General features: G+C 69.7%; 13 protein-coding genes. 10 read left to right on the top strand and 3 right to left on the bottom strand.

The window, feature by feature from the left end:
* Positions 1-79: 79 nt before the first annotated feature.
* The gene (locus V6U77_RS10285; RefSeq protein ID WP_334606028.1) at positions 80-286 is read right to left on the bottom strand and encodes a hypothetical protein; all 207 of its coding nucleotides are present in this window, start codon (positions 284-286) and stop codon (positions 80-82) included.
* A 540-nt stretch (positions 287-826) separates the two neighbouring features.
* On the opposite strand from V6U77_RS10285, the gene V6U77_RS10280 reads away from it, so the two are divergent.
* The 8 genes from V6U77_RS10280 to V6U77_RS10245 all read left to right on the top strand — a co-directional run bounded on the left by V6U77_RS10280 (position 827) and on the right by V6U77_RS10245 (position 19,276).
* A complete protein-coding gene (locus tag V6U77_RS10280) occupies positions 827-2,380 on the top strand; it encodes an amino acid adenylation domain-containing protein (RefSeq protein WP_334606027.1) in 1,554 nt (517 codons plus the stop codon).
* Positions 2,381-2,441: 61 nt separating this feature from the next.
* On the top strand, positions 2,442-3,632 hold the full coding sequence (locus V6U77_RS10275; protein WP_334606026.1) for a beta-ketoacyl [acyl carrier protein] synthase domain-containing protein: 1,191 nt from the start codon (positions 2,442-2,444) through the stop codon (positions 3,630-3,632).
* 782 nt (positions 3,633-4,414) lie between these two features.
* The gene (locus V6U77_RS10270) at positions 4,415-9,724 is read left to right on the top strand and encodes a MupA/Atu3671 family FMN-dependent luciferase-like monooxygenase (RefSeq protein ID WP_334606025.1); all 5,310 of its coding nucleotides are present in this window, start codon (positions 4,415-4,417) and stop codon (positions 9,722-9,724) included.
* 182 nt (positions 9,725-9,906) lie between these two features.
* The gene (locus V6U77_RS10265; protein WP_334606024.1) at positions 9,907-10,836 is read left to right on the top strand and encodes a phytanoyl-CoA dioxygenase family protein; all 930 of its coding nucleotides are present in this window, start codon (positions 9,907-9,909) and stop codon (positions 10,834-10,836) included.
* Between the two features lie 2 nt (positions 10,837-10,838).
* Entirely contained in the window at positions 10,839-13,916 is a 3,078-nt protein-coding gene (locus V6U77_RS10260) for an AMP-binding protein (protein WP_334606023.1), read from the top strand.
* Positions 13,913-15,622: a beta-ketoacyl synthase N-terminal-like domain-containing protein gene (locus V6U77_RS10255; protein WP_334606022.1), complete on the top strand. Its 1,710-nt coding sequence runs from the start codon at positions 13,913-13,915 to the stop codon at positions 15,620-15,622. Before V6U77_RS10260 ends, V6U77_RS10255 begins: the two co-directional genes overlap by 4 nt.
* Before the next feature lie 160 nt (positions 15,623-15,782).
* Complete coding sequence (locus tag V6U77_RS10250; RefSeq protein WP_334606021.1) at positions 15,783-17,513, top strand: ABC transporter ATP-binding protein; 1,731 nt, start codon at positions 15,783-15,785, stop codon at positions 17,511-17,513.
* Positions 17,510-19,276 carry an ABC transporter ATP-binding protein gene (locus V6U77_RS10245; protein ID WP_334606020.1) on the top strand — a complete coding sequence of 589 codons (1,767 nt, stop codon included), beginning with the start codon at positions 17,510-17,512 and terminating at the stop codon, positions 19,274-19,276. Before V6U77_RS10250 ends, V6U77_RS10245 begins: the two co-directional genes overlap by 4 nt.
* 92 nt (positions 19,277-19,368) lie before the next feature.
* Here V6U77_RS10245 and V6U77_RS10240 read toward each other — a convergent pair whose 3' ends face one another.
* Both V6U77_RS10240 and V6U77_RS10235 read right to left on the bottom strand, forming a co-directional pair.
* A complete protein-coding gene (locus V6U77_RS10240) occupies positions 19,369-20,670 on the bottom strand; it encodes a condensation domain-containing protein (protein WP_334606019.1) in 1,302 nt (433 codons plus the stop codon).
* A gap of 174 nt (positions 20,671-20,844) precedes the next feature.
* Positions 20,845-21,021, bottom strand: coding sequence for a hypothetical protein (locus tag V6U77_RS10235; RefSeq protein ID WP_334606018.1), 177 nt, complete (start codon positions 21,019-21,021; stop codon positions 20,845-20,847).
* 213 nt (positions 21,022-21,234) lie between these two features.
* Here V6U77_RS10235 and V6U77_RS10230 point away from each other — a divergent pair, with 213 nt between their 5' ends.
* Both V6U77_RS10230 and V6U77_RS10225 read left to right on the top strand, forming a co-directional pair.
* Entirely contained in the window at positions 21,235-22,599 is a 1,365-nt protein-coding gene (locus V6U77_RS10230) for an MFS transporter (RefSeq protein WP_334606017.1), read from the top strand.
* Between the two features lie 812 nt (positions 22,600-23,411).
* Entirely contained in the window at positions 23,412-23,855 is a 444-nt protein-coding gene (locus tag V6U77_RS10225; RefSeq protein ID WP_334606016.1) for a hypothetical protein, read from the top strand.
* Positions 23,856-23,860 lie beyond the last annotated feature (5 nt).

The raw sequence follows: 23,860 nt of genomic DNA, 5'->3' as shown, positions 1-23,860 counted from the left end.
CTCCATCGGGATACCTCATCCCATCGATCTACCCCAGCCCAAGGCCATCACACAGACCACATCGGACGAACCTGGCCATTCAAGATCTGTAGCAGATGGGTACGCCTGGTAGCTGCTGCGCCGGGTGGTTGATGAAGATGTTGGAGATGAAGCCGTTCTGGTCCCGCAGTCGCGACCACCAGTTGTTGACGTAGCCCTCGGCGTAGACGGTGTCGCCCTGCTTCTGGCATGTGACGTTGACGAGGGTGGGACCGGCCAGCGGGTTGAGCGGCGCCAGGACCAGCATCACGAATAACCCAACCAGGGCGTTGATCTGGGCGTTGATCGCCCGGGGAAGCTCCAGATCGGGTGAGCGTCGCCACCAGCACCGCTGTGGCGCCGGCCCGAGTCGTCAGCAGCCCGGGGCACCGGCCTGCTGACGACCGGGTGCAAGCCGTGGTGTACGCGTACCGCCGGAGCCTGGTGACCTGAGGGGGCCCGCTACTCATCGTGGTGTTCGTGCACACGAACACCACGACCCTACGGATCAGAAGGTCAGGGGTTCGAGTCGCTGCGGGCGCACAAGATCGTAAAAGGCTTGACCTGCGGAACGCGGATCCGTCCCTTTTGTGTGGTCCGGCCACCTGGGTGCGATGGGGGTGCCGCCGTCTGGGCTTGTCGTCATCACCGCGATCACCTGGTGGATGACGCGGAAGTCGGGTCCCGCACGCACGCCTTCAGCGTGACGGAGTCAGGCGCGCCACGTAGTGATGCCGCTCGAGACCGGTGTCCGACGGCCACCGTCTTCCTTGACAGGAGCGCCCGATCCACCGGTAGGTTCATCACGATGAGTTGGATCATGCGGTCGCTGGTGCAGAATGCCCAACGGTATCCCCAGCGTGCCGCGCTGGTGACGGAGGATGGGACGCTGACCTACAGCGCGCTCGTCCGGCGCGTCGCATCGGCAGCGGGCGAGATGCAACGTTGCGGAGTGCTCGACGGTGACATCACAGCCATCGCACTCCGGCGTGGAACTTCACAGATCGTCACGGCGCTCGCGGCGATGTGGCTCGGGGCACCGTTCGCAGTCATCGATGTTGACGAGGCGTCTGAACGTCGCCGGGCACAGATTCGTGCTTCCCTCGCGACGTGGCTCGTCGTCGAGGCGGACGCGGCGGCGGCCTACGCTGCCGAAGGCGTCCCGACGTTGCAGATCCCGGCGCTCGAGGACGTGACCCCCGGCCCCGGGATGGCCTCGCCCGATGCCGATGATGTCGCGTACATCGTCTTCACCTCAGGGACGACAGGTGCGCCCAAGTCAGTGGCTGTTCCTCATCGCGGCCTCAACAACTACTCGCAGTTCCTCTCCTCGGTGCTTGACCAGGTCAGAGCGGTAGACGCTCCGTTGTCGTGCGCCAGCGTGACCAGTTTCGCGACCGATCTCGGTCACACGGCGATCTTTCCGGCACTGGTCTCGGGCGACACCGTCCACCTTGTCGACAAGCGCACCATGATGGACCCGCTGGCATTCGGAAGCTACATGCGCGCGCACTCGGTCGACGTGCTCAAGTCGACGGCGTCACACATTTCGGTGCACCTTGACCACGGTGCTCGCGACGTCCTCCCTCGGAAGCTCATGATCTTCGGTGGGGAGGCACTGAGCTGGGACCTCGTCGACCAGGTGGCGCAAGATGGCACCTGCAGGGTGCTGAACCACTACGGGCCGTCCGAAACAACGATCGGAGTGCTGACCTACGCTGTCGGTCCACGCCGGGAGGAGCATCGCTCGTGCGCTCACGTGCCGCTCGGCAAACCGATCGACGGGGTGTCGGTCGAAGTCGTGGGCGAGGATCTGCGTGCGGTGCGTCCAGGTGAGACAGGTGAGCTCCTGGTCTGGGGGGAGTGCGTGGCTCTGGGCTACCTCGGGGCACGTGACGCTACCCGGGCCCGTTTCGTTCCGCTCCCCTCGTGGCTCCGACCGTCCAGGGACGGTGCGCCACCCGCGGTCGCATACCGAACCGGTGACACGGTCCGCCGGCTCGCCAGTGGCGACATCGAGTTTCTCGGGCGCAACGATCGTCAGATCAAGATTCACGGTCAGCGAATCGAACTCGGCGAGGTGGAGGCCGCGCTGCGGCGATTCCCGGACGTGCGTAACGCCGTGGTGGTCCACGAAGACGCCACGGGTCTCCGCGCGTTCATCATCCCGGCAGATCCGGCCAACCCGCCGGACGCGAAGTCGTTGCGCAGCCGCCTTCGGGAGGAATTGCCGGTGGCGGCGATACCACGCGGCTTTGCCGTGCTCGAGAGCATCCCGCTGACGCTGAGTGGGAAGCTCGACGCGACCAGGCTCGCGAGTGACCGATCCAATCCGGCGATAACGACCGGGCGCGGCGCGTGAACCAGGGGCGACGTTCGGTGGTTTCCACGGTCGGCCCGGGGTGATGGCAGAGAGGGAAAACATGAACGTGCACGTCGTCGGAGCGTCGATGTTTCTTCCCGGGGGTGTGCGGAGCCGGGCGGATTTCGGCGCGGCATTGTTCGACGACGAATACCACGGCGACCGGGCCACGGTCTTCTCCGACGACGAACTCCGGACCGACTTCACCCGGTTCCGGATCGCTCCACGTCAGGCCCGGGTCATGGATCCGCAGCACCTGCTGATCCTGGACTGCGCCGAGCGCGCCCTGGAGGACGCCGGCATCCGCCCGACGGACCTTGCCGGCAGCCAGACCGGCGTGTTCGTCGGGATGAGCGAATCCGACTTCGTGCACACGCTCGACGTGGACAAGGTCGCCGATAGAAATCGGTCGTATCTCGGCATCGGCAATGTCCGTGGAGCGGCTGCGGGCCGCGTCTCCTACACGTTCGACCTGCGTGGTCCGAGTTGGCAGGTCGACACGACGTGCTCCTCCGGGCTGGTCGCCCTCCGGCACGGCATCATGGCGCTGGTCGGCGGCGATGCCGATCTCGCACTCGTCATCGCGAGTCACCTGGTGCGAAGCGATTTCGGAAAGATGATCCGGGCGGTGACAGGGGCGCTCTCGGAGTCCGACAGGTGTCGGGCGTTCGACGCGAGGGCAGACGGATTCACCATCGGTGAGGGTGTCGTGGCTGTGGTTCTCGCGGCCGATGGGTTCGGGGCGCGTTCGCTCGGGCGGGTGCATTGCGCGGTGAACCACGACGGCCGCACCGCGGGCCTTACCGTCCCCAATCCCAAAGCACAGCGCGACGTGATCGAGCGCGCCCTGCGCATGAGCGGGCTCGACGCCACCGAGATCGACTACGTCGAAGCGCACGGAACGGGGACCCCGCTCGGGGATCCCCTCGAGGTTGCCGCCCTCGCGGCGGCCTATCGCACTGCGGACCGCAAACATCCTCTGCTCATCGGATCCAACAAGCCTCGATTCGGGCACCTTGAGTCGGCATCAGGGTTGCTGTCCCTGATGGTCGCGATCCAGGTCCTGGAGAGTCAGCGTCCACCCGGCAGTACGGGCGCGGGTCAACCCAGCGAGCTGATCCCCTGGGCAGAGCACAACATTCGACCGACGCTCGGCGACTTCGACCGTCCGGACGAGATGAACAACGTGGGCGTCAGCGCGTTCGGCCTTTCCGGAACGAATGCCCACGCGATCGTTTCCCGGCCCGGGTGAGCTCGGCCCGCGCCCCCAGGCGCGGGGGCCTGTCCCGTGCTGACCACTTACCGGGCAGCCCGCGGACGCACTGCTGGGATGAGAGTGCCCGAGCGGCCCGCTGAGAACGGCGTGCCGACTGGTGTTGCGGGCCGGCGGGGGAAGGGGTTGGCCGCGATGTCGCTGTGTCCCCAACTGCCCGAAACGCCGTGGTTGAAAGGGCGGCAGGCGCCCCTGCCGCGCCGAACCGGTGATTGCCGGACGCATGTCCGGCGCACGGATACCCGTCGCCGGCGGGATTGGTCGAGCCGATATTGTCCGGACATGCCCTGGGGTGTTGATTTTGCGCTTCAGCGCATCCACGGGGCGCGCTGCCGAATCCGCTTATCAGATCTCGCCCGTTGCGGTCAATGAGCACCCAGTAGCGGCAGTGGGCCATTGTGTGAGCGCGCTGGCGACTTCCGCCGGTCATTTCCGGCCGGCGACCAGCCCTTCTGCGAGGTAACTCGGGCGGCAGCAGCTGGCGCACCTTCACCGCCTTGCTCGGATAGTTGGACATCATTTCCGTCACCGTGTCCACACTGTACGTCGGGGCGCCTGGGAGGGCGCTGAGGGTTCGCTGACATCAGCGGGCGAAGTGTTCCGCAGTGTGGATGCGGGTGCTACCGTGAGCGCGATTCGCTGCGAGGGTGCACCGGGTGACTCAACAATCTCTGCGTGAGGCGGCCCATTAAGGCGCCTTCGGCGGCTGACGCTTTCGTGCGTAGGCGACTGGAGGGGTTCGATTGCGGACTGAGGATGCCGTGGCTGGTCTTGTGGAGCAGCTGTTGGAGTTCGATCCGGGGTCGGTTGATCGTTCGGTGCCGTTGTTGGATCTGGGTGCTGATTCGTTGGTGTTGGTGGAGTTGTCGCGTGAGGTGAAGTCGCGGTTTGGGGTTGATGTTTCGGTTCAGCAGTTGCTTGAGGATGTGGTGACTGTTCGTGCTGTCGGGCGTTGGGTTTCGGAGTCGGTGGCTCGGGCCGGCGGTGGTGGTGCGGTGGCCCCGGATCCGGGTGCGGTGAGTGGTGGGTCGCTGGCGGCGCCTGTTTCGGGGGGCGGAGCCGGCGACGTCGAGAATGCGGTGGCTGGTCTTGTGGAGCAGCTGTTGGAGTTCGATCCGGGGTCGGTTGATCGTTCGGTGCCGTTGTTGGATCTGGGTGCTGATTCGTTGGTGTTGGTGGAGTTGTCGCGTGAGGTGAAGTCGCGGTTTGGGGTTGATGTTTCGGTTCAGCAGTTGCTTGAGGACGTGGTGACTGTTCGTGCTGTCGGGCGTTGGGTTTCGGAGTCGGTGGCGCGGGCCGGCGGTGGTGCGGTGGCCGCGGAGCCGGAGGCAGTGAGGGGTGGGCCGTCGTCGACGCCTGCGGCCGAGGGCGGCACCGGTGAGGTGCAGGAGGCGGTGGTGACACCGGCGGTGGAACGACCCGGGCACCAGCGGGACCGGGGCGCGACCTATACCGCGGCCACCGTCGCTTCGCGGGCGCTCAGCCAGCGGAGCCAGGGGCATCTGTGCAACAACCGGAAGATCGCCCAGCGTGAGCACGAGGAGCGCGCGGCGTCCTATCCGATCTGGATCGACCGGTCGAGCGGCGCCCACGTGTGGGATGTCGACGGGCGGAAGCTGATCGACCTCACGATGGGGTACGGCGCTCACCTCTTCGGCCACAATCCCGACTTCGTCCGTGAAGCCGTCGAGCGGCAGATCGAGCGCGGGCTTCACATCGGCGCCGAGATCGCGCAGACCGCAGAGGTGGCTGAGCTGCTCTGCGAGCTGACGCAGATGGACCGGGTGAACTTCTGCGTCACCGGAACCGAGGCGGTCTTCACCGCGATTCGCCTCGCCCGCGCCTACACGGGACGGGCGCTCGTCGTTCTCCTGCAGGGCGCCTACCACGGTCATTCCGACTCCACCCTCTTCAGCCCGCGTCCGGGGAAGCGCCGCGAGCACCTGGCGACCCCTTCCTTCCCCGGTGTGTCCCCGAGCGCCGCGGAAGATGTCCGGGTACTGCCCGTGAGCGAGCAGCACCTGGCCGACTTCATGGCCGCCCACGGCGAGGAGGTCGCCGCCGTGGTGATGGAGCCCCGGCTGAACCAGTCACCGGATGCCGACCTGGCGTCGCTGGCGCGATCGGCGCGGAGCCTCACCGAGAAGGCAGGCGCCCTTCTCGTGTTCGACGAGGTCCTCACCGGGTTCCGGTTCCACGTGCGAGGCTTCCAGGGGATCTATGGCGTCCGTGCGGACCTCGCGACCTACGGCAAGACGCTCGCCGCCGGTCTGCCGATGGCCGCCGTGGCAGGCCGGGCCGACATCATGGACCTGATCGACGGGGGGCCCTGGACCGACGAGGTTCGCGCCGACCCGGACCGCCTGTCGTTCACCGGGGGGACCTACGCGAAGCATCCGCTGTCCGTGGCCGCGGCAGGGGCGGTGCTGCGGCAGCTTGCCCGGGAGGGCGCCGGCGTACTCGCCGAACTCAACGCCGCGGGCGACGACCTGCGTGGGGCGATCGCGCGCGTCCTGGAGGACTCCGGCGTCGGCGTCCGCGTGCTGGGCACCGGGTCCTTCTTCCGCTTCGTGCCCGCGACCTCGACGAGCTTCGCGTACGGCGGGAAGGCGTTCCACGAGTTCCGACGAATGATGATCGCCGAAGGCGTACTCGTACCGGAGACGGGCAACTGCTTCCTGTCTCCCGCCCACACGGCCGATGTCCGCCGCGCCGTCCTCGATGCGGTCGCCGGCGCGACGCAACGGCTCGCCCGCGGCGGCGACGCGGAGGTCCGCCCCGGGACCGGCCGGTCCCCGTCGGTGAGCCTCGCGCTGTTCGGCTTCGCGGCCAACGGCGAGAACGACATCTACTCGCGCCTGCTCGACCTGGTCGAGGCTGCCGAGGCCGAGGGCCTGGAGAACGTCTGGCTGCCCGAGCGTCACTTCGACGACTTCGCGGGGTTCTCGCCGAACCCGGCGGTGCTCGGCGCCATGGTCGCGATGCGCACCTCGCGGATCGGCATTCGGGCGGGCAGCAGTGTGCTGCCGCTCCACTCGGCGATCTCCGTGGCGGAGGACTGGGCGATGGTCGACGTCGCCTCCGGCGGGCGGGTCGGGCTCGGTGTGGCGTCCGGCTGGATGAAGCGCGACTTCGTCCTCTCCGAGGGGACCCACGCCGAACGCCGTGCGCTCTTCCGGACCCGCGTCGCGCAGCTGGAGCGTCTCTGGCGCGGCGAAGCGCTCGCCATCGAGGGAGAGTCCGGCGAGCGCACGGAGGTCCGGCTGCACCCGCGCCCGCTGAGCGATCTCCGACTCTGGCAGGCGTGCGTGGGATCGCCCGACTCCTTCTACGAGGCGGGCCGGGCCGGGCGCGGAGTGCTCACCAACCTGATCCAGCAGGACCTGGCGCAGCTCACCGGCAACCTCGAACGCTATCGGCAGGGCCGGCGCGACGGTGGGCTCCCGCCGGACGGCGGAGACGTGACGGTCCTGCTCCACGCCGCGGTCTCCACGGATGAGGCGACAGAGCAGCGGAACCTGGAAGCGCTCGAGCGCTACATGTTCGCCACCTTCCGCAGCACGCACGACAACCCCGAACTCGTCTCGGTGGACACCTGGGCGCCGCGGATGAAGACGGCCGCGAATCGGCTACGCGACGGGCTGTCGCTCGTCGGCCCCGAAGAGGAGTGGGCGAAGCTGACCGTCGAGCTCGCCCGGCTCGGCGTGACCGACATCGCGTGTCTCGTCGACTTCCTGCCGCCGGGACAGGCGTGGAACGACACGATGCGAGCGCTCGGCCGGCTCAGCGAGCGGTTGGCGAGCACCCCCGCTGAAGCGGCGTCATCGGCGGACCGGCCGGCCGAGAAGGCGGACCGGCCGGCCGCACCGGCCGGGAGGATCGACGCGGCGCCGGGCGGGTCCGGCGGTGACCGTACGGACACCCGGCCGGTGCACCAGCCCGATGCCGGGGTGGCCCACCGCGCGGACGAGGTGAAGCCCGTCGGTTCGGCGGCGCAGGATCCCTTTCCCGTCTCGATCAGCCGAGCCGCCCGCGAGATCTGGGCCGCGTGTCAGATCAGCGCGGAGACGCGCGAGGCGTACGTCATCGACCGCACCTTCCTCATCTCCCCGGCAGTCGACCTCGACCGACTGCGGCGGGCCTACCTCGACACCATCGAGGCGCAGCCTGCCTATCGTCTACGCGTCAATACGGATGGCGTTGACGGGTGGGTGGAGCCGTTTGGTGAGGCGCATCGCCGGAGCTGGCAACTGATCGACGGCGTCGCGGAGTCCGTGGGGGAGTTCGCGGCCGCCATCAGGGTGAGGTCGTCCGCTGAACCACTCGACCCGGTCGCGCGCTGCGGCGTCCGGCTGACCTGCCAGCGGTCGACCAACGGGGTGTTCGTCAACCTCCGCGCGTCGCACGTCGTCCTCGACGGGATGCGATTCGCCGAACTGCTCGACTCCGTGGCGGCGCGCTATCAGGGCAGACCCCTCCAGGAGCTGGCGATCCCCCCGGTGGCGGAGTTCGACCGGGACTCCAGGCAACGGGACCGGGCGCACTGGACCCGGTGGGTGGACGCCCTGCCGGACGAGGCGTTCGAGACCGGGTTCGACGCGCGGACCCTCGACCGTCGTGGCTACCGAGTGTCGGGCCGCCTCGCCCAGGGCCTGCGCGCGGGCCTCGCGTCGTACGCCCGCTCCGAGCGGTCGACGTCGTTCGCCGAGGCTCTCCGGGCGGCGGCGGAGATCATCGATGAGACGCTCGGACGTCACCACCTCTACGCGTTCCCCGCCAAGCCGTCGGTGGTGGAGTACGGCAGCTGTGCCGTGCTGGCGCCGTTCTGGCTGGGGCCGGTGACCGGGAACGACCCGCGCCCCTCGGTCAAGGGCGCCGTCATGTCGGGGGTCGAACACGCTTCCCTCACCTTCCGCCAGGTGTTCCACGACGTCACCCGTCGCGTGCAGACGCCCACGGTGACGGTGTCGTGGGATAACCTCGAGGCGTTCGCGCTGGGCGGCCACCAGGTCGACGAGGTGTCGATGCCCACCGACGTGGTCCGGTTCCCGCTCGCCGTGACCTTCACCCAGCGGCCGGGTGGCGACGTCGAACTGTCGATCGACGCGGCGCAGGCGTTCCTCCCGAAGGACCGGGGCGAGCTGCTGCTCGCGCGGTTGGTTCGCGGTCTCGAGGAACGGTTCGTCCCGACGGCCGAAGCGGAAGCCGACCCGGCGGGCGACGCGCGTGCCCACGAGGACGGTGGCGCGGACCGCGCGGACCGGGTCGGGGAGCGGGTTCCGGCGCAGGCGCTCGCCCGGCTCGTCCGTGGCCTTGCCTCGCCGCTGGGGGACCCTGGCGCTGCGGAGGCGCGGCTCGACGGCCGCGTCCGCCCGCTCGACCTCGTCGTGACGAAGGCACGTGCGTCCGCGCGCGTCCTCGCCGAGGAGGAGCCGGGATCTCTCGACGCCGAGGCCGTGGTGATCGACGTCGACACCGCGTTCGACGCCACCGTGGCGCTGCTGGTGACCGGCATGGTGGGTCTCGCGGGCCGGGTCCGTGCGGCGGGCGGGTCCGGTGGGCTCGTCATCGTGGGCACGGGTCGGTCGGGCGGACGGTCCGATGGCGACGGAGCCGTCTTCGCGTTGAGCCGCTGGGCGATGGTGGGCGCGGAGGAGACGCTCGCACTCGGTGCGTCGTCGGCCGAGGAACTCGACGCGGCCCTGTCGCACGTGCTCCGCGCGGTGCGAGCCGACCAGGGGTCCGAGGTCGTGGCGGCGCTCCGCGCGCTGGTCGACGAGTACGTGGGCGAGGCGGATCCGGACCACGACGGTGACGGCCGCCGGCCGGCCGGTGCGGGAATCCACGGCTACGTTCCCGAGCTGGTGCGGGGGATCTGGAAGCGGGTGCTCGACGGGTCCGTCGATTTCGGCGACGAGGACGACTTCTTCGATCTGGGTGGCGATTCGGTCGACGCGATCCGGATCATGGCGATCCTGAACCAGGAGCTGCGCACCGAGCTGGACGTAGCGTTGATCTTCGACAACCCGACGGTCAGCGAGCTGAGCCGGGCGGTAACCGCGCGCATCTGAGACAAGTCAGGTTGCTTCGATCGAAGGGTGAGGGAATGGCTCTGGAAGTCAGGACGACGTTCGGGGAACTCCGCCAGTTCGCTGCGTGGGTGGAGCCAGACGCGCGCACCGCGGCGCAGTACGGTTTCCGGGACACGACGATTCCCGACAGCGCACAGGCGATCGTGGATTCCGATCTCGCCGTGTCCACGACGAACGGCCGCGGTCCCATCGTCGAGGACTCCCGTGCGGACTGGGCGTTGTTCTGCCAGGAACGGTTCGGGCTCCGGTCCTCGCGTTGGCCGTCGTTCCGCCGTCACCCGCTCAGCGACAGCTTTCTCTGGCGGTCGATCGGCAGCGGCAAGCGGGTGCTCAGCGACGCCGAGGCCGAGGCGTACGACCGCGACGGCTACGTCGTCGTCGAAGACGTGCTCAGCAAGGCGTTCCTGGAGGAGGTGGTCGCCGACCTCGACCGCTTCGAAGCGGAACGCGTGACGGCCGCGAACGTCGCCGGCGGCAAGAACAACATCACGCAGGCCGGCAAGGTGTCGTTCAACGTCCAGCTCGCGCGTCATTCGGCCCCGCTGCGCAAGCTCATCGCGTTGCCGCTGCTGCAGCACATGATGTACGACCTGATCGGGCCGAACGTCCGCCTGTACTGGGACCAGTCGGTCTACAAGAGCCCGAACTCCTGCCTGGCGTTCCCGTGGCACCAGGACACCGGCTACACGTACGTCGACCAGCCCGGCAAGATCGTCACCGCGTGGATCGCGCTCACCGACGCGGACGAGGAGTCGGGGTGCATGTGGGTGCTTCCCGGCGGTCACCGGGTGGGACCGCTCGTGCACGAGAAGGGCGAGTTCGGCAACCGGGTGTTCGCCGAGGACCCGTCCGGGATGATCCCGCTGCCGATGCGGGCCGGTTCCATCATGGTCTTCGCCGGCCTGCTGCCGCACATGACCGGCGGGAACTTCCGGAACTGGACGCGCAAGGCACTCGTCGTCGAGTACGCCCCGGACGGCATGAACCGGATCGCGATCGACCCGTGGGGCGACAGGGTCGTCAGCCCGGCGAACAACCCGCACACGCAGTTCGACGTCCTGCGCGACGGTCGTCCGGTGGTCAGTCGGTAAAGATGCAGAACGAGCAGCGCGTCATCGCCCAGCTTTCGGGTCAGCCGCTTTCCACGGTGCGAATCGAGGGGGCGCCGCAGAGCCTTTCGGAGGTCCTCGACCGGGCGGCGGAAGGCACGTCCACCGTCGGCACCATCGACTCCGACGGGACGCAGCGCGAGGAGACCTGGCGAGCCTTCCGGGACCGCGTACGGCTGATCGCCGGCGACGCCCGTCGCGGAGGCCTCGACCGCGGCCACATCGTGGTCGTAGCCGCGACCGAACCGTCGGAGATCCTCGCGCTCTTCTGGAGCAGCGTCGTGGCGGGGGCCGAGCCGTTGCTGGTGCCGGCCGAACTCCTCGACGATCGCGCAGGAGGCAGCGAGTGGTTGGCCGCGCTCGCCGAGCACGCGCCCGTTCGCGCGCTCGTCCACGCCGGGACCGCCCGTTTCCAGGTCGTCGCCGAGGCGCCGAGGTGGGGGATCGACCCGATCCCGCTGGACCTGGACGAGCCGGGCCGGCACGTCGGCGCCGGTCCCGCTGGCGCCGACGACGGTCCCCTGTCGCTGGTCCACTTCATGACCTCGGGCAGCACGGGCGCCCCGAAGGTGGTGCCGCAGCGTCACCGCGGCATCATCGACATGGCGCTCGGCGCCGTGGCCGTGAACGGGCTCGACTCCACGACGGTCGGCTTCAACTGGATGCCGCTGTCGCATGTCGGCGGCATGCTGATGGCCCACGTCCGGGACGCCGTGATCGCGGCCAGGCACCTTTCCGTCGCGACCCAACGCATCCTCACGAATCCCACGGAGTGGTTCCGGCTCGTGACCGAGCACCGCGTCAGCGCGGTGTGGTCGCCCAACTTCGCCTATCGGCTGCTGGCCAACGAGGCCGAGAACGTCCCGGCCGACGGGTCGGTCGACCTCACGAGCATCCGGTTCTGTCTGAACGGGGGCGAGGCCGTCTCCGCCAGGGACTGCGCGCGCTTCGAGGATTCACTGGGCCGCCTGGGCCTGCCCAAGGGCACGATCGCACCGGCCTGGGGCATGGCGGAGACCTGCTCCGGGGTCCTGTACTCCCCGCACTACGACCCACTCTCGGACTCCTCTCCGACGGTTTCCGTCGGCTTCCCGCTTCCCGGGGTCGAGGTCCGGATCGTGGCGACGGACGCCGCGGACGACGGCCTCGGCGTCGGGCACCTGGAAGTTCGTGGTTCACCGGTGCTGGAGCGCTACCTGGTCGGTGGCGACCTCGCCATGGGCGCCGACGGCTGGTTCCGGACCGGCGATCTCGCCCGGATCGACGACAGCGGCGTGCACTTCGTCGGCAGGGACGGCACCAGGATCGTCGCGAACGGCGTGACCTGGAACTCCGCTGATCTCGAGGGCGAGGTCGAGCAGGTCGACGGCGTCGTGCCGGGAACGTGCGCCATCACCTCCTTCCGGGCGCCGAATCTCGAGCGTGACCAGATCGCCGTGTTCTGTGCCGTCGACGGGGACGCGTCGACGGTGCGCGGAGAAGTCAGACGGTGCGTGGAGACGATCATCGGCGTGCCCGTCACGCACGTGATCGACATCCCGCCGGGTGCGATCGAACGGACCAGCATCGGCAAGGTCCGCAAGGGAAGGCTCGTGCAGAGGTTCGTCGACCCCGACCCGCTGCCACTGTGGGAGTTGCAGTGGGTGGCCCGTACCTCGCCTGCGGAGGTCACACCGGCGGGAGCGCGGGGTCAGGTGCGCAAGCCGGTCGTCCTGCGCGGGCGCGGGCTGGTCCACTCGGCCGTGGCCGGCTGGGCGCCGCGGCAACTGCACGAGGCGATCGAGCACTGGCGTGACGTGGCCGAGCCCGACCGGTTGCGGGGGCAGGACGTCGTGATCCTCGTCGAAGCGCGCGAGGGCGATGCCCGGCGGCTACCCCGGTCGCATCCCGTGGCGGCGTTCCTCCGCGCGGTCGCGCACGGGGCGGGTGCACGCTCCGTACGTACGGTCTGGGTGCATCCGCTCGTGCACGAGCAGATACTCGACGACGTCCTGGATCAGGAGCTGACGGGGGAGACGAGCGCGCGCTCGGCCGTCGCGGATCTGTTCCTGGGCCCCCGCGGTGACCTTTGGCGCCGTGTCCTCACGCCGGTTCCCATCGCAAGCGACGCCCCGCCCGCGGCCCATGCCGTGCTCCTCGGTGGGACGGGACGCCTCGGAGAAGCGCTCGGCGCCGAACTGTCCGCCCGTGGCCTGCGCGTCACGCTCGTCGGCCACCGCGCCCGGTCGCGGAGTGTCTCGGCGGACGGGATCGACCGGGTCTTCACCGACATCGGGTCGACCGCGGCGGTCAGCGACCTGCTGGAGAACATCGGGTGGGCTCCCGCGGAGCGGACCCTGGTCGTCCACCTGGCGGGGGAGCCACGGCCCGCCCCGCAGGACGCGCTCGAGCGTCTCCTCGGTCCGAAGACCGACGGGGTCCGCACCGCCGTGGAGCTGGCGCACGCCCTGGATGCCCCGCTCGCGGTCGTCTCCTCCGTCAACGCGCACGTCGCGGGGACGGGTGTCGAGACCTATTCGGCGGCGTGCGCCGCGGCCGAGGCGATCGCGGAGCAGGCGACCCGGATCCCGGTCACCGTCGTGTCGGTGACGTCGGTGCGCGAGGCGCGGCAGACCGACGAGGCGAACGTGGCCGTGGCCCAGGCCATGGGGCTCGACGAGATCAGCGTCCTGGACATCGCCTCCTGCCTACTGGCCCGGCCCTCCCGCTCCGTGCTGCTCGGGGTACGCGAGGACGTCGCGTTCCTCCCGCGGCGGGACGGCGCTGCGCCGCACTCGTCGGCTCCCGGCTCTTCGGGTGCCGGGACGGCGGACGAGACCGGGTGGTCGCCGACCGTCACCGCGCTCGCGCTCGCGCTGCGTCCGCTCGTCGGCGCGGAGACGGTACGCCCGGACGCCAGCTGGTTCGACATGGGGCTGACGTCAGTCGACCTGCCGAACCTCGCTCGCGCTCTCGCGGGCCGCACCGGGAAGAAGATCGGAGTGCTGGAGCTGATGCGGTTCCCGAGTCTCGCGGCACTCGCGGACCATGTGGACGACAGCGGGAAGAGGAATGTCGGGTGAGCGGCGAGATCGCCATCGTCGGGTACGACGCATGTCTGCCCGCCGGACGTGAACGTGTCGAGATCGACTCGTTCCTGAGGTCCGGGACGAGCGCCGTCGCGGATGTCTCCCGTGACGAGATGCTCGCCGCGGGAGTCCCGGAGTCGGACTTCGGCCGCGAAGGCTACGTCGCGCGGTCGGCCAGGGCGGCGTGGACGCCCGACACCGCCCGCCACCTGGCCGGCCTGACCCCACATGAGCTGGCGATCACCGATCCGCAGCACCTGCTCTTCCTCGACTGCTGCATCGGGGCACTCCACGACGCGGGCATGAGTCCCGACAGCGTTCGTGGCCGCGAGATCGGCGTGGTCGGTGGCATCGGCATGGGGCTGTACGCGGGCCAGGCGCTCGACTCGCACTTCACGACCCGGTTGCAGCGGGATCTCGCACTGCGCGACCAGCTCGCCTTCCCGGAGATCCTCATCGGCAACAGCAGTGACCACTGCGTCGGACGGGTCTCCTACCGGCTGGGCCTGATCGGTCCGAGCGTGAACGTCCAGACGGCCTGCTCGACGGCGCTCGCGGCGGTGGAGCACGCGGTGCTCCTGCTCCGCAGCGGTCGGACCGACACCGTCCTCGCGGGCGCCGCGGCGCTGTACTTCCCCGATCGCCGGGGATACCAGTGGGAACGCGGAGGGATCCTGTCGCCGACCGGGGAATGCCGGGCGTTCGATTCCCGGGCCGACGGCACCGTCGGTGGTAGCGGCGGGGGTGTCTTCGTGCTTCGGCGCTACGACGACGCCGTCGCCGACGGCGACACGATCCACGGTGTGATCGAGGGGATCTACTCCGCCAGCGACGGCGCGCAGCGCGCCAGCTATGCCGCACCCGCCTTCGACGGTCAGGTACGGGTCATCCGTCGGGCGATGGACGACGCGTGCGTCGGGCCGGACGACATAGCGTACGTCGAAGGGCACGGCACGGGCACGACGGTGGGCGACATCGTGGAACTGGGCGCTCTCCACGAGGTGTTCGGCACGCGCCGGAACCCCCTTCCCGTGGGGTCGGTGAAGCCGGCGCTGGGTCACCTCGACACGGCTGCGGGCGTCGCGTCCCTCGTGAACGTCCTGCTCGGGCTGAAGCGCGGCTGGATGCCGCCGACGGTGCACTTCGAGGAACTGAACCCGGACGCGCGCGACTGGGTCGCCCAGCCGTCGTTCCGTCCTGTTCCGCTCCGTCCGGACACCGCGCGAGTCGGCATCAGCGGCTTCGGGGCGAGCGGCACGAGCGTGCACATGGTGCTCTCCGGCGGGCGTGTCCGGCCGGACGGGCCCGGGGAAGGGCACGACGTGCCTGGCCGGGAGCGCCTTTCGATCGACGCCGGCGGCGTCGTGGGCCGTGCGTCCGCGCCTGCCCGGCAGCCCGCGGCGGACGAGGTCGAGGCGGTCGCGCGGCCGCAGGACGGGACGGGCTCCCGCCCCGGGCGGGAGGAGATCGTCAGCGGGCTCGTGGAGATGCTCCGGCAGCGTGGCGACTTCGCCCATCTCAGCGACGAGCAACTCCTGGTGGTCGGGCTGCTCGACTTCGGGATCGACTCGGTCGACCTGCTCGCCGTCGTCAACCTCATCGGCAAGCGGTGGGGAGTTGTCCTGGAGGTTCTGGACCTGCTCACGGCGGAGACCGTCGAGTCGATCGCGGACATGGTCGAGCAGGGACTGGACGAATGAGGTCTCCGGGACATCCGACGGTGCGGCAGCCGGCTGGTCGGCGGGCGGGAAGGCCGCCGACGACGGCCATCGCAGGTCACCGTCGAACGAGCAGGTGATGAGGCGACGGGTGTCACCGACACGTCCAGGCGTCGGCAGCAGGGTCGTCCGGCGGCTCCGGTTGAACCTCTTCGCCGTGGGGTGGCGGCTGCTCCCCGGGTTCACGGCGGGCATCGTCCTGCTCCTGCTGGTGACAGCGGCGGTGCCGGCCGCGTCGATCGTGGCGATCGGGTTCGTCGTGGGCGGCGCGGCCGGCGGCTCTTCAGCGGTCGTGCTGGCCGGTGCGGCGTTCGTGGTCCTCTTCGTCGTCGACCAGCTCTGCAACGTGGTGATCGACGTCCTCGCGGACCGCTACGGGGGCCGGATACAGGAAGAGTCGGAGCGCGCCCTGATCCGAGCCCGCCTGTCCGACCCCGGTGCGGGGTCGCGGGCTCTCCGGGAGGCGCTGGATGCCGTCAGCTCCGCGCCGCCGATGCGGCGGCTCGTGGTGTCGACGGTGCGGTACCTGCTGCTGCGTGCGCAGGCGGTGATCCCCGGACTGGTGCTCGTGTTCGTGGAGCCGCGCGCGGGCGTCCCGGTTCTGGTCGCGTTCGTCGTGCTGTCCGCGACGATGGAGAAGGACTACACGGCCGAGCAGTCGGCGGCGTATTCGGCGGACGAGGACAGTGCGCGCGCGGTGTACCTCGCGAGTCTGGCGTTCCACCGCCGCACGGCTCGCGAGGTGATCCTCTTCCGCGCGGCCGACTGGGTGATCGGCAGGTTCCGCGAGGCCGCGCACGGCGCCCGTCCGGCCACGCGCATCGGCCCGCCGCTGCTGGCGGCGTTGGCCCTCGCGGTGGTCGCGATGGCGTTCGCGCTGATCGTGTTGTCGCGGGCCGGCCTGGCGCCCGCCCAGGTGGTGATGGGCGTGTCCTCGCTGGTCGCGTTGATGCTCGTCTTCGGCGTCACCATGGACGTGGTCTACTCGTCGATGGGCGCGGAGGTCTTCGAACGGGTCCGGCTCGCGACGACGACGGCACACCCGCGGCCGGTCGTCACCGGCTGGAGTGCTCCCCGGGCGGGGCCGGGCAGCAGGATCCGGTTCGAGCGGGTCACGTTCCGTTATCCCGGTGCGGCCGAGCCGGTGTTCTCGCAGCTGAGTTTCGAGGTGGAACTCGGGCGCAGCCTGGCGATCGTCGGCGCGAACGGAGCGGGGAAGTCCACCCTGCTGAAGCTGCTCGTCGGGCTGCTCGCGCCCAGCTCGGGACGTATCCTCTGCGACGGGGTCGAGGTGTCCGCCGAGGCGCTCCGTGTCGCCTGGCGCGACTCGTTCGCGTTCCTCGGCCAGCAGTACGTCCGCTACCCGGCCTCGGCGTACGACAACGTGACGCTGGGCCGCGCGCGGAGTTCGGCCGTGCGCGAACCGCGGGTGCGGGCCCTGCTCGACGGTCTCGATCCGCAGCTGTTCGTTGCGGGAGCGCCACGCCTCACGGCGGCGATGGGCGCGGGGAGTGGTCTCTCCGGCGGGCAATGGCAACGCCTCGCGACAGCACGCGCGCTCGCGGGCATGGTGGACGACGACCGGCGCGTGCTGGTCCTGGACGAGCCGACGGCCGCGCTCGACGCGCAGGCCGAGGCACGGTTCTTCGCCGAGCTCGACGAACTCGCAGGCCCCGGCCGAACGACGGTGATGGTGTCGCACCGCTTCGCGGGGGTCCGGCGAGCAGCCGAGATCCTGGTGCTCCACGACGGCACGATCGCCGAACGCGGGACGCACGCGACGCTCATGGCCGACGACGGGACGTACGCGCGGATGTTCCGTTCGCAGGCAGACCGCTACCGGACGCCGAGCGAGGGAGGTGTGACCGGATGACCTTCCGGGCCGCGCTCCGCGAGCTTCTGGGCCTGTCCTTCCGGGCGGATCGGCGTGCCGCCTGGGTCACCGTCGTGGCGTTCACGGTGCGACCCGTCGCCACCGTCGCCGCGTCGGTCGCGATCGCGATCATGGTGGCCCTGTGGGCCGCGGGACAGCCCACCTCGGGGGTGCCGTTCCTGGTCCTGGCCTGTGTGGCCCTGGTGGTGCAGGTGCTGCTCGGCCGCTACTCGCTCGCCGTCTCGGCTGTGCTGATCGACCGGACGAACCGGCTCATCGACGAGGACGTGCAGCGCGCGCTCTACGACGCCAGGTCGACCGAGCACTTCTCGGAGCGGCCTTTCGTCGACGACCTGCAGATCGTGCGCTCCGAGCAGGCACGGCTCACCGAGGGCGCCGACGTCGTCGGTCTCATCCTCGGTACGACCGTCCGGTTGGCCATGACCGTGGTCATCACGGTGCTGGCGACTCCGTGGCTCCTTCTCATGCCGCTCGCGGCCGTGGGTGCGTACCTGTGTGTCCGGCGGCGCGACGCGGCCGTCGGGGCAGCCCAGCGAGCGGCCGCGGAGGACGCGCGGGTCAGCGGCGAACTTGCCAGCATCGGCACGGACGAGAAGCACACCGATGAGCTGATCCTGTCCCGGGGGAGCGAATACCTCCTGGAAGCGCACCGCGCCACGGCCACGGCGGCGGAGGCGACGCGGAGCGCGGGCCTGTGGCGGGGCGCCCTGTGGACGATGCTCGGGGCCGTCCTGACGAGTGCGGCGCTCGCCGTCGGAGTGGCGGGCCTCGTCCACACTCTCGCGGACGGCACCGTGGGCATGGCGACGACTCTCGCCTCGCTGCTGCTGCTCTCGACGACCACGTCGTTGGTCGGCGCCCTGGCGCGCTACCTGGCGTCCTGCGCGGACTCGATCCGCGTGGTCCGGTCCCTCGACCGGGTGCGCGAGCGACTGCGCCGCGACCCGGGCGTGCACCGCCCGGCGGGCGCGATCTCCGCGGTCGAGCTGCACGACGTCTCCTACCGCTATCCCGCAGCCGCCACCGCGGCGATCGAGGGCGTCTCTCTCCGGCTCGTCGGGGGCCGCATCTACGCCCTCGTGGGCGCGAACGGGAGTGGGAAGACGACCCTCGTGAACCTGCTGAGCGGATTGATCGCCCCCTCGTCCGGGGAGATCCGACTGGGCGGTACGGGGGCGGCCGAGCAGGGCCGGACGCGGGGCCGAACCCCCGACACCACCTACATCACCCAGGACTTCGCCGAGCTGGAGTTCGAGCTTCGCGACGCGGTGCGGCTCGGCGACGAACGTTTCACCGACACCGATGTCGAGAACGCGGTGGAGAGCGCGGGTCTGGGGCAACTCGTCAGGGAGAACGGTCTCGCGCTGCCGTTGGGCGCCACCATGACGAACGGGCGCCGCCTGTCGGGCGGACAATGGCAGCGCGTGGCACTGGCCAGAGGATTCCTGCGATCGGATGCCGCTCTGCTGCTCTTCGACGAGCCGACCGCCGCCATCGACCCGATCGCCGAAGAGATGCTGCTCGACCGGCTCATGTCCCGGGCCCGCGCCGTCGCGCGGGACAGGGCCGGAATCGTCGTCGTGGTCACTCATCGGATGTCGCTCGCGTCCGCGTCCGACGAGGTGGTCCTCCTGCACGAGGGCCGGGTGGCGGGCGTCGGCCCGCACGAGCAGTTGCTCGACGTGCCCCTGTACGCGAAGTTGTACGACGCGCAGCGCCAAGGCTACCTGGACGGGGACTAGCGGACGCGCGCCTCGGCGGGCTGGCCGCCGAGGCGCCACCTCTCCGGTCCCGCGCCGGCGCGGAACGGCCGGCGAGGTCGGCGGCTTCGCGTCTATTCCGCCTGAGCGTCGGCGGGGGCGGTCGATCCGTCGTCGGTGAGTTCGCCGACCGCGTCGCGCCACAGGGTCAGCAGTCGGTGGAGATCGTCCGCTCCGAGAACGTCTGCCGCGCCGATCAGCAGCGTGTTCGTGTCCGAGGGGGACTCGGTCATGAAGATGAGCAACTCGATGGACGCCTGCGGATGGTCGATCTCCACCGCCTTCACGTCGACACCGTCGAGCGCCCAGCGCAGGTCCACGTCCTCCCGCGCGTACGCCAGCACGACCTGGTAGAGCGGGCTCCGGCAGGGGCCTTTCCCGCGCTTCTCGGCGGCGTGGGCGATCAGCGACGCGATGGGGTAGTCACGCCGCCGCAGCGAGTCGCGGACCAGCGTCCGGCACTCCTCGAAAGTCCGCCGCAGGCCTGCGGAGCGGGGTGAGCGCGAGCGGAGGAGGATCAGGTTCTGGAAGAAGCCGACGGTGTCGAAGTCCTGTGGCCTCGTCCGGGTGTCCACGGCCGTGACGAGGCTGACGTCGTCGGTCCCGGAGAGCTGCTTCAGCGCCCAGAGGAGTGCGGTGACGTGGATGGTGAAGCGCGTGCAGCCCAACCGTCTCGCCGCTTTGCCCATGCGAACGGAGATCTCCGGGCCGAGCAGGCCCTCGGTCACCACCGGCCGGGTCGCCTCCGCTTCGAGATTGGTGAGGAATCGTGGCGGCAGTGGCGTGAGGAGATCGAGGATCTCCGGCGACTCTTCGATGGTCGGAAATGTGCTCCGGACGGCCGAGGAATCATAGGGGTGCGGCTCGGGAAGATCCTCCGACCGCCCGGCGTACAACTCGGCCAGGTCATGCTGGAGCACCGCCCTCGACCGCTCGTCGATCGTGATGTGGTCGATGACCAGCAGGAGGCTGTGGACGCCTGGCGTGTGTGGGATCAGGATCGCCTGGAGCATCGTGTGGCGATCGGGAGACATGAACCTGTGGTTGGTGCCCTGGAGCACGTCGTTCACGTGCTTGCGGATGTCGTCCTCGTCGGACATGCCGGTGCTCGGTGCGGTCGTGAACACGTCCGGGCCCTCGTCCTCATGGACGATCGCCAACACCTCTCCCGACTCGGAGAACGCGTAGTTGGTGCGGAGGATGGTGTGCCGGCGGACGAGTTCGATCAGGGCGTCGCGCAGCCGGTCGACGTCCAGCCGCCCGCGGATCAGCAGGTGGGTGCCCACGATCTGCGCGGGCACACCCGTCGCGTGGCGCCCCTTGATCAGGCGGCTCTGGGTCAGCGACGCGGGGTAGACGGTCGCGCGCGACGGCACGCTTCGATCGAGGTGGTTCCTCATCCTGCTCCGCCCCTTCTCGCCGCTGGCCCGGCGACTGCCAACCGGCGTCACTGCCGCAGCCGAGTCTGCCGGACGCGACCGCGAGCGTACTAGCCTCGACGCCCGTCCAGTGAGGCTAGTGCTCTGACCACGAACGTTCACGGTGTGGGTTCAGGCTGCCCGGGGCGGCTTGGCCCCACTGACGTACTCGATCCGGGCGAGCTCGACCTCGCGCTGCGGGGCGGTGGACTCTTTCCACGTCTTGGTCCGCTGGAAGGTGATCCGGTGCCGGTGCAGGATCTGCCGCAGCCGTTTCCGGCCGATCCGGACCCGTCGGGTGGAATGCACGCGCAGGTGGTCGACGAGCTTGCGGATGCTCCACGGGTGAATGGCCTCCCCCGCTTCTCGGGGCGGGTGTTGGCCGTCTCGACGATGAACTGCTCGGCATCGCTACTGATCTGGCGGGGACGGCCACCCGCCCGCCGAGGGTCCAAGCTGGCCATCCCCATCTCATTGAACCGTCAGGCACCAGCGGCGGGTCACGGAGAAGTAAAGTGGGCGGTGATCTTCATCAGGAATCGGCGTTTCGGCCTGCTCTGGACCAGTACGCTACTGTCCAACCTGGGCAACTGGCTGATGATCGTCGCGGTGCCGGTCTACGTCTACACGATGACGGGGTCGACACTCAGCAGTGGGTTCGCCTTCGTCGCCCAGACCCTTCCCGCGATCGTCTTTGCGCCCCTGGCCGGGGTGCTGGCCGACCGGTGGGACCGGCGGGCGGTCATGGTCGGAGCGGACCTGCTGCGCATGGTCATCGTGCTGGCGCTGATCGTGGTCGACGATCCGGGAATGCTGTGGCTGCTCTATACGGCGATGTTCTTCGAGAGCGCGATCGGGAATTTCTTCCAGCCCGCGGCCCGGGCGGTGGTGCCCGCCGTCGTCGGTCGGGGCGGTGACCTGGAGGCGGCGAACGCCTGGAACACGGTTGCGGGCGGCATCGTCCGCCTCGCCGGCGCGCCCCTGGGTGGTGCGCTCTACGCCCTCGTGGGTTTCGACGGCCTGGTGCTGATCGACTCCGCGACGTATCTGCTGTCCGCCGTGCTGATCTTCGGAATGGGCCCGCTGCGCGTGGCCGACAATGGGCGCCAGCCGGACACGTCCTCCTGGCTGGCCGCCTTCTGGGAACAGGTCCGGGAGGGCCTGGCCTTCCTCTCCAGGCACTCGGTACTCCGCGCGACGCTCATCGTCTCCAGCCTCTTCCTGTCGGCCAACGCCGCTCTGAACGTGCTTCTGGTGCCGTATGTCATCGACGTCCTCGGCGGCGACGCCAGCGACGTGGGCATTCTGATGGCGGCACTCGGCGGCGGCTTCCTGGCCAGCGCGTACGTCGGCAACGTACTGTCCCGCAGCGGGCTCCTCCGGCTGTCGTTCACCGGTTGCCTGGCGGCGATCACCCTCTGCTTCGCCGGGCTCTTCCTCATCCACCACTTCGTCGCCGCGCTGGTCTTCATCGCCCTGGCCGGTCTGCCCGGTGGCGCGCTGCTGATGCTGGTCCAGGTCCAAGTGCAGCGTCAGACCCCGGACCGCCAACTCGGTCGGGTCGGATCCGCCTTCTCGGCCGCCGAGATGGCCGCCACCGTCGTCGGCGCGTCGGCGGGCAGCGTCGCCGGACAACAGCTGCCCCTCACCACCACGGTCTGGCTCGTGATCGGCGTGTCGGCGGCCAGCGCGGTGCTCGCCGCCGCGCTGCTACCCACCCGACCCGGACCGGCGGCAGCGGGACCGGAGGCTGCAGCGGAACCGGCGATGGCGAAACCGGTGACGATGGCTGAGCGGCATTCATTGCGGGTTCTGCCGCCGCCACAGCCTGAATGCCGCCACAATGCCGGCCTGGCGACCCAGACGGCATGTCGACCAACACCGTGAACGTTCGTGGTCACGGCACTGGTTGGTGGCGTGTCGAGGCGTGTGGGGCGACGGAGCCCGGGCAGGCGGGGTCTCCATTCCCGAGGCGGCGGCGCGGATCGGGTTGGGCGCAGGGTGGCAGGGAACTCGTCGTCGCCGCAGGAAGTCGGAATGCCGCGACCGCACGGACGGTAGCCGCGGGGCTTCTTTCCGTTGGGCGTCATCGACGCGACCTGGAATCCTGCTTGAAGGGGCCAGGTGCGGGCAGGCGCTGTCCCTTGTCGGCTGACGACGGGTCGCGGTCGGCTTCCGCTGGCCCGAATCCCCTGACACGTTTCGAGTTCCAAGCGCCGAAGACGCTCGGTCCGTCCAGGTAGTCGGCCTGTCGGCAGTATCAATGGCCGACGGTCGCCCCGGCCGGGGAAAGGCTCCCACCGCTGTCGGGGGCCCAGGCGGGTGCTTCGGAGCCGGGTGCCGGGATGAGCAAATACGACCGGTATCAGACATAGCGGCGCGAATGCAGTCCCTTGCGTGGCACCAGGTGCGCGGCTACGCTCGCCGCATTGAAGATCGCTATTGTTGAACTGTCGTTTCATGCTCCGTTCTATGCACGGTTGTACTCGCTCCACGGGGAGTTTATTCGATGTGTGTCATCGGCACAGATCGAATTCGTCCAGCGCTTCCGGTCGCGCTATTTTTGCTGTGAATCGTCGCGCCTTCTCAGGTGACTGTCCTTCATTCGAGGCGGTCTGATCCGCAGGTGACGTCACGCGCCGCAAGGCGCGGAGTCGGGTGCGGTTCGGCCGTGCAACTTCCGTAACGGGGGTCTTCAGTTGCAGCTCGCACCCGAGGGCTCCGCCCTGATGTCAGGACGGTTGTCCAGCGCCCCGTCCCGTCAGGTGCACGACGAAATCCTCCGACCGCAGTTTGGCAGGATCGACGAATCCACGCTCAGCGCGGACCCCGCCACCACCATGTCCGATACGTCCATGGCAATCGAGCGATGGGTGCGTGGTCAGCTGACCGAGGCGGTCCCGACCCGGCACGTCGACCGCAGTCGTGACGATTCTCAGGCGACCGTGACGGCGTCCCCCGGCGCCTCAGTGCGACCGCCACGCAACGGATGCGACCGCCTGGGGAACGTCATCGCCACCGGCTCCAGCAGAGCGGAGGTCGTCCGCCGGATCCATACCGCCGTGGACCAGGTCCAGCTGCTGGTCGACGAGGACCGCCCGGACGTCTTCAGTGACGACACGTCCCTGGCCCCGGCCCACTGAGAGAC

The sequence above is a fragment of the Micromonospora sp. CPCC 205546 genome (assembly GCF_036902715.1).
In the GTDB taxonomy this organism is placed as follows: Bacteria; Actinomycetota; Actinomycetes; order Mycobacteriales; family Micromonosporaceae; genus Micromonospora.
Note: the sequence above shows the minus strand (reverse complement) of the source record. Positions and strands in the feature narration are given on the sequence as shown.

Excerpts from the sequence above, each read along its gene's own strand:
- V6U77_RS10285 (WP_334606028.1), bottom strand. The coding sequence starts at position 286 with ATGCTGGTCCTGGCGCCGCTCAACCCGCTGGCCGGTCCCACCCTCGTC.
- V6U77_RS10280 (WP_334606027.1), top strand. The coding sequence starts at position 827 with ATGAGTTGGATCATGCGGTCGCTGGTGCAGAATGCCCAACGGTATCCC.
- V6U77_RS10275 (WP_334606026.1), top strand. The coding sequence starts at position 2,442 with ATGAACGTGCACGTCGTCGGAGCGTCGATGTTTCTTCCCGGGGGTGTG.
- V6U77_RS10260 (WP_334606023.1), top strand. The coding sequence starts at position 10,839 with ATGCAGAACGAGCAGCGCGTCATCGCCCAGCTTTCGGGTCAGCCGCTT.
- V6U77_RS10245 (WP_334606020.1), top strand. The coding sequence starts at position 17,510 with ATGACCTTCCGGGCCGCGCTCCGCGAGCTTCTGGGCCTGTCCTTCCGG.